The organism is Thermoflexus sp. (genome assembly GCF_025055495.1).
Lineage (GTDB): Bacteria > Chloroflexota > Anaerolineae > Thermoflexales > Thermoflexaceae > Thermoflexus.
The window spans coordinates 1-4,508 of the sequence record NZ_JANWXB010000083.1 but is presented as its reverse complement, the minus strand read 5'-3'; the positions used below and the strand labels follow the sequence as shown (position 1 = coordinate 4,508).

2 protein-coding genes are annotated in these 4,508 nt (G+C 65.3%); one reads left to right on the top strand and one right to left on the bottom strand.

Annotated features, from left to right (window positions below; translation table 11 throughout):
* Positions 1–315 precede the first annotated feature (315 nt).
* Positions 316–3,765 carry an AAA family ATPase gene (locus NZM16_RS02975; RefSeq protein WP_295478448.1) on the top strand — a complete coding sequence of 1,150 codons (3,450 nt, stop codon included), beginning with the start codon at positions 316–318 and terminating at the stop codon, positions 3,763–3,765.
* 288 nt (positions 3,766–4,053) lie between these two features.
* On the opposite strand, the gene NZM16_RS02970 is transcribed toward NZM16_RS02975, so the two are convergent.
* Positions 4,054–4,508: Uma2 family endonuclease (locus tag NZM16_RS02970; RefSeq protein ID WP_295478446.1), on the bottom strand; the 455-nt coding region annotated here is incomplete at its 5' end.

Below are 4,508 nucleotides of genomic sequence, written 5' to 3'. Positions count from 1 at the left end.
GAATCCGCCCGACCCGCCACCCCGGCTTTTCTTACCCTCCCTTCTCCCGATGCCACGAAGCGGCATGGGGAGAGGGGAGAAAACGCTTCCCCAGGAAGCCAGCGGCACGACTCCGATGTAGTGCTTGGTCTATTTTTCATTTGGGGGGAGGGGCCGTGGCCTTCCGGACGGGCTTCGGTTCCTCAAATCCCCAGTTTATAACTGGACCAAGCAGTAGCTTTCGCCATGCCAAGCGGAACAGGATAAAGTTGAATCGGAGGGGTCGAACGGGGCGCCTCCGGCGTCCGCTCAGCAACCCGGAGGAGATAGGTGGATATGCTGCGCGTGCGGATGTTCGGCCGTTTCGAGGTGTGGCGAGGGGAATCCCTCATCCCGGAATCCGCATGGTTCACCCGTCGGGCCAAACAGCTCCTCAAGATCCTGTTGCTGGCTCGGGGGAAGCCGGTGCCTTCGGATCAACTGCTGGACTGGCTCTGGCCGCATTCGGATCCCCAGCGGGCGGCGATCACCCTGCGGAGCACTGTCCATGCCTTGCGTCGCGCCCTGGAGCCAGATCGTCCGCCTCGCGCTTCGCAATACATCCTCTCCCAGCCGCCCGGTTATGCGGTGGCCCGGGATGCTCCTCTCTGGGTGGATGTCTGGGCCTTTGAAGATCTCTTGGAAGCGGCGGGGCGGGCGGTCGCCCCGGAGGAGCGACGCGCCCGCCTGATGGAAGCGCTGGGGGTGTATCGGGATGATCTGCTGATCGAGGACCCCTATGCGGAGTGGGCGTTGGCGGAGCGGGAGCGGCTCCGGGAGCGATCCATCGAAGCCGCGCTGGATCTGGCGGAGCTGCTGGCCGCCGCCGGGATGCCGGAGAAGGCCATCCCGCTCTGCCGGCGGGTGCTCACCCAGGATGAGTTCCGAGAACCGGCCTATCGGGCTTTAATGCGCTATCAAATCGCGGCCGGGGATATCGCAGGCGCTTTGAGCACCTATGAGCATTGCCGTCAGGTGTTGATCGAGGCTTTTGGGGTGGAACCTTCTCCTCCCACCCGGGCCCTCTACGAAGCGCTCCTTCGAGGGGAGCTTCAACGGGTCCGTCCAGCCCCCCTGCGCCCGGTGCAGGATCTCCCGATCCCGGAGGGTGGGGTGGGGGAGATCTTCGTGGGGCGAGAGGCGGAGCTGGAGCGGCTGCGGGAGGTTTTTATAGGGCTTTTCCGAGGGCAAGGAGGGGTAGGCGCCCTGATTGGAGAGCCGGGGGCCGGCAAGACCCGCCTGGCGGTGGAGGCCATCCGCCGGTTCGCCCAGGATGCAGATGTGCTTTACGTCCGCGGTCTCTTCATCGAACGCGCTCTTCCCTTTTCGTGCCTGGCAGAGGGCTTGCGCCGATTGCTGAGCCAGTTGCCGGAGGATCGACGGGCCGGATTACCGGTTTTCGCTCTCGCTCAGGCGGCTCGTCTGATCCCTTCGCTGCATCTCCTTTATCCAAACCTGCCAGCTGCCCCTGACACCACGCCGGAGGAAAACCGGCACCGTCTGATCGACGGCTTTTCCAATTTGATTATCGCCCTGGCGGATCAGCATCCCCTGGTGATGTTTGTGGATGATCTGCACTGGGCTGACGAGGCCACCCTGGCGGTGGTGGGCCGCTTGGCCCGACGCGCCGCTCGTCATCCCCTGGCGCTGTTGCTGGTGCACACGCCAGAGGAAGAGCCAGAGGGGCGGGAAGTCAGCCACCTGCTGGAGTCGTTACGCCGAGAGGGGATCGGCCGCTGGATTCGAGTCGGGCGCCTGCCGGAAGAGGCCATCGCCCAGTGGCTGGCCCGGTGGAGCGGGGAGCCGGTGGAGTCGATGAAAGATCTGGCCCGTCGCCTGTATAGCCTCACGGAAGGGAACGCGCTCTTCACCGCCGAGCTCCTGCGAGCGGCCCGGACGACGGGCGAGCCCATCCGGCGGGAGACGCTGGAGCGCTATCTGGAGGGACCGGCGGCCGTTTCCTCCCTGCGGGGGCTGATCACAGATCGCATCGCTCGCCTGCCGGAGGGCGCTCGGGAGATCCTGGAGATCTCTGCCGTGATCGGGCGGGCTTTTCCGATTCGCTGGCTGGAGCTGGTCGGCCCGCCGGATCCGGAGCCCCATCTCCGCATCCTGATGGAGCGCCACTTCCTTCAGGAGGATGCAGAAGAACGCCTTTCCTTCGTGCATGATGTGGTCCGTCGCGTCATTTACGAGGCCATCCCCCCTGTGGTTCGGCGGCGACAGCATCAGCGCCTGGCCGAAGCCCTCGTCGCCCTGTATGGGCCGTATCCAGGTCCATACAGCGCGGAGATCGCGTATCACTTCCAACGGGCCGGCCGCTCCGCTCTCCCTGCAATGGTGCGCTATGCTGTGGAAGCAGGCGATCACGCCCGTCAAGCTTACGGATTCCGTCAGGCGGTGCGCCATTACGACGAAGCGTTGTCCGCTGCCGTCGTTGCCGGCGGAGAGGGAATGGCGGAATGGATCCGCCGGGCCTACCTGGGGCGGGGGATGGCCCTGGAGGCGCTGGGGGATTGGGAAGGCATCGTCGAAACGTATACCCGATTCCGGGAATGGGCCGAAACCCACGGGGACCAGGTCCATGCGTTGAATGCCGCGCGCCGGCTCATGACCACGCTGGCCATGCTGGGCCGATTGGAGGAAGCGGGGGAGCTGGCCGGGGAGATCCGAATGCGATTTATCACTGAACTCAGCCCGGCGGAGGCGGATCTTCTGGATCGCCTGGGGCTGGTCTTCGGAGAGGAGTTGGAGGCGCCTCTCATGGGGGAGGGCTTCTTCCAGCCAGCCCCGCCCCTGTGGGGACGCCCTTGGATGGATCTGGCGGAAGCCCTGGCGCCGGAGCAGGCACCGCTGCTACTGAATCTGTATGGCTGGATCCTTACCCTGCAGGGGATGCCCGAGGCTGCGGAAGCCTGCCTGCATCAGGCCCTGATCATTGCGGAGGCCACCGCGCAATGGCCTCACGTGGTGATGAGCTGCAATCTGATGGCGTATTTGCAAGATCTGCGAGGGGATTTCAGCGGAGCGCAGTCCTGGCTGAGCAAGGGGCTGCAGCTGGCCCGGCGGGTTCCGGAGATGGACTGGAGCACGATTTGGGCCCGGATCTTCCAGGGGTATCTCGCCCTGCGGGCCCGCCAGTTGGAGGAGGCTCACGCTCAGTTCCGGAGCGTGCTGACCCTCCTCAAGGATCGATCGGCCCTGCGGGCTCACCGACTGAGCGCCCAAATCGGCCTGGGGATGGTCTTTCTGGCCCGAGGGGATCTGGAGCGGGCGACGGCCCTGCTGGACGAAGCCCTGGCTCAGGGGCGAGCGGTGGATGCGGTGGCCCGGAGCGTCGGGCTGGTCGGAGAGGCTCGTCTGGCTCGTCTGCGGGGGCACTGGGAGGAAGCGCGGGCATTGCTGAATCAGGCGCTAAGCTATACCGGACGCCGGGGCCTGGTGGTGGAGTTTGTGCACGCCGCCGTCGAGGCCGGTCGCTGGGCCCGGGGGGTGGGACGACCGGAAGAAGCTCGTTCGATCTTGGAGGAAGCCTGTCACTGGGCCGATGCGGCCGGTTTCCGCCCGGCGGCCCTGACCGCCCGGATCGCGCTGGGGAAATTGCTCCGCGCCGCAGGGGATCCCCATACGCTGGAGACTGTGCGAGAGGAGGCCCGCTGGCTCTGGCAGACGCTGGCCACCCATCTTCCCGGTGGCGAGCCGGTCGAGCGGTATCTGATCTCCCGGGAGATTGTGGAATCCATATAGGGCTTTGTCCAGTTCCACTGGGGATTGGAGGAATCGAAGCCCGTCCGGAAGGCCGTGGCCCCTCCCCACGGCCCAGGGGGCTGTGGGGAGGGGGGAGAAAAAATCGTTCGGGGGCGGTGCGGGGGCCAAAAGCCCCCCGTGCCGCCCCTAAAAACCCCAAATGAAAAATAGACAAAGCAACAGGGCTTTGTCAGATTTGGGTTGGGGATTTTCGGAGATGGTGTCGGAGGCTGAAGGTTCCAGCCCCCCCGAAAGATTTTTCCCCATCCTTTAGGAGGATAGCCATCCCTACTCCCGGAGTCGCTCGATCAAGCGGCGCGCGTAGGCCTCGCCCCCCACCGCCAACATCACCCGATCCACCGGCGGGAGGGGATCCTGCCAGAGCCAATCCACCCGAATCCAGAACTCGGGGATCACCTTTGAGCGATATATCCCTTCCGCGTCCGGGGAGATATATTGGAAGCGCCCTTGATCATCGAGCTGATAAAATTCGGCCCACTGGCGGTGGGGGTCGATGAGCCAGTATTCGGGGATGCCGGCTTCCTGGTATTCGTAGAATTTCTCCCCGCGGTCGCGGGCGGCGCTTTCGGGGGAGAGGACTTCCACCACCAGGTCGGCGGGGCTTTCGAGGTGGGTGGGGTGCAGGCGGTCCAGGTGGGGGCGGGCGACGAAGAGCAGGTCGGGCTCCCGGCCGGTGCGGGAGAGCTTCATCTGGAAGGGCGCTGGCAGCACCACCCCCAGGT

Bases quoted from the DNA above. Each gene is read 5' to 3' on its own strand.
- NZM16_RS02975 (WP_295478448.1), top strand. From the start codon at position 316: ATGCTGCGCGTGCGGATGTTCGGCCGTTTCGAGGTGTGGCGAGGGGAA.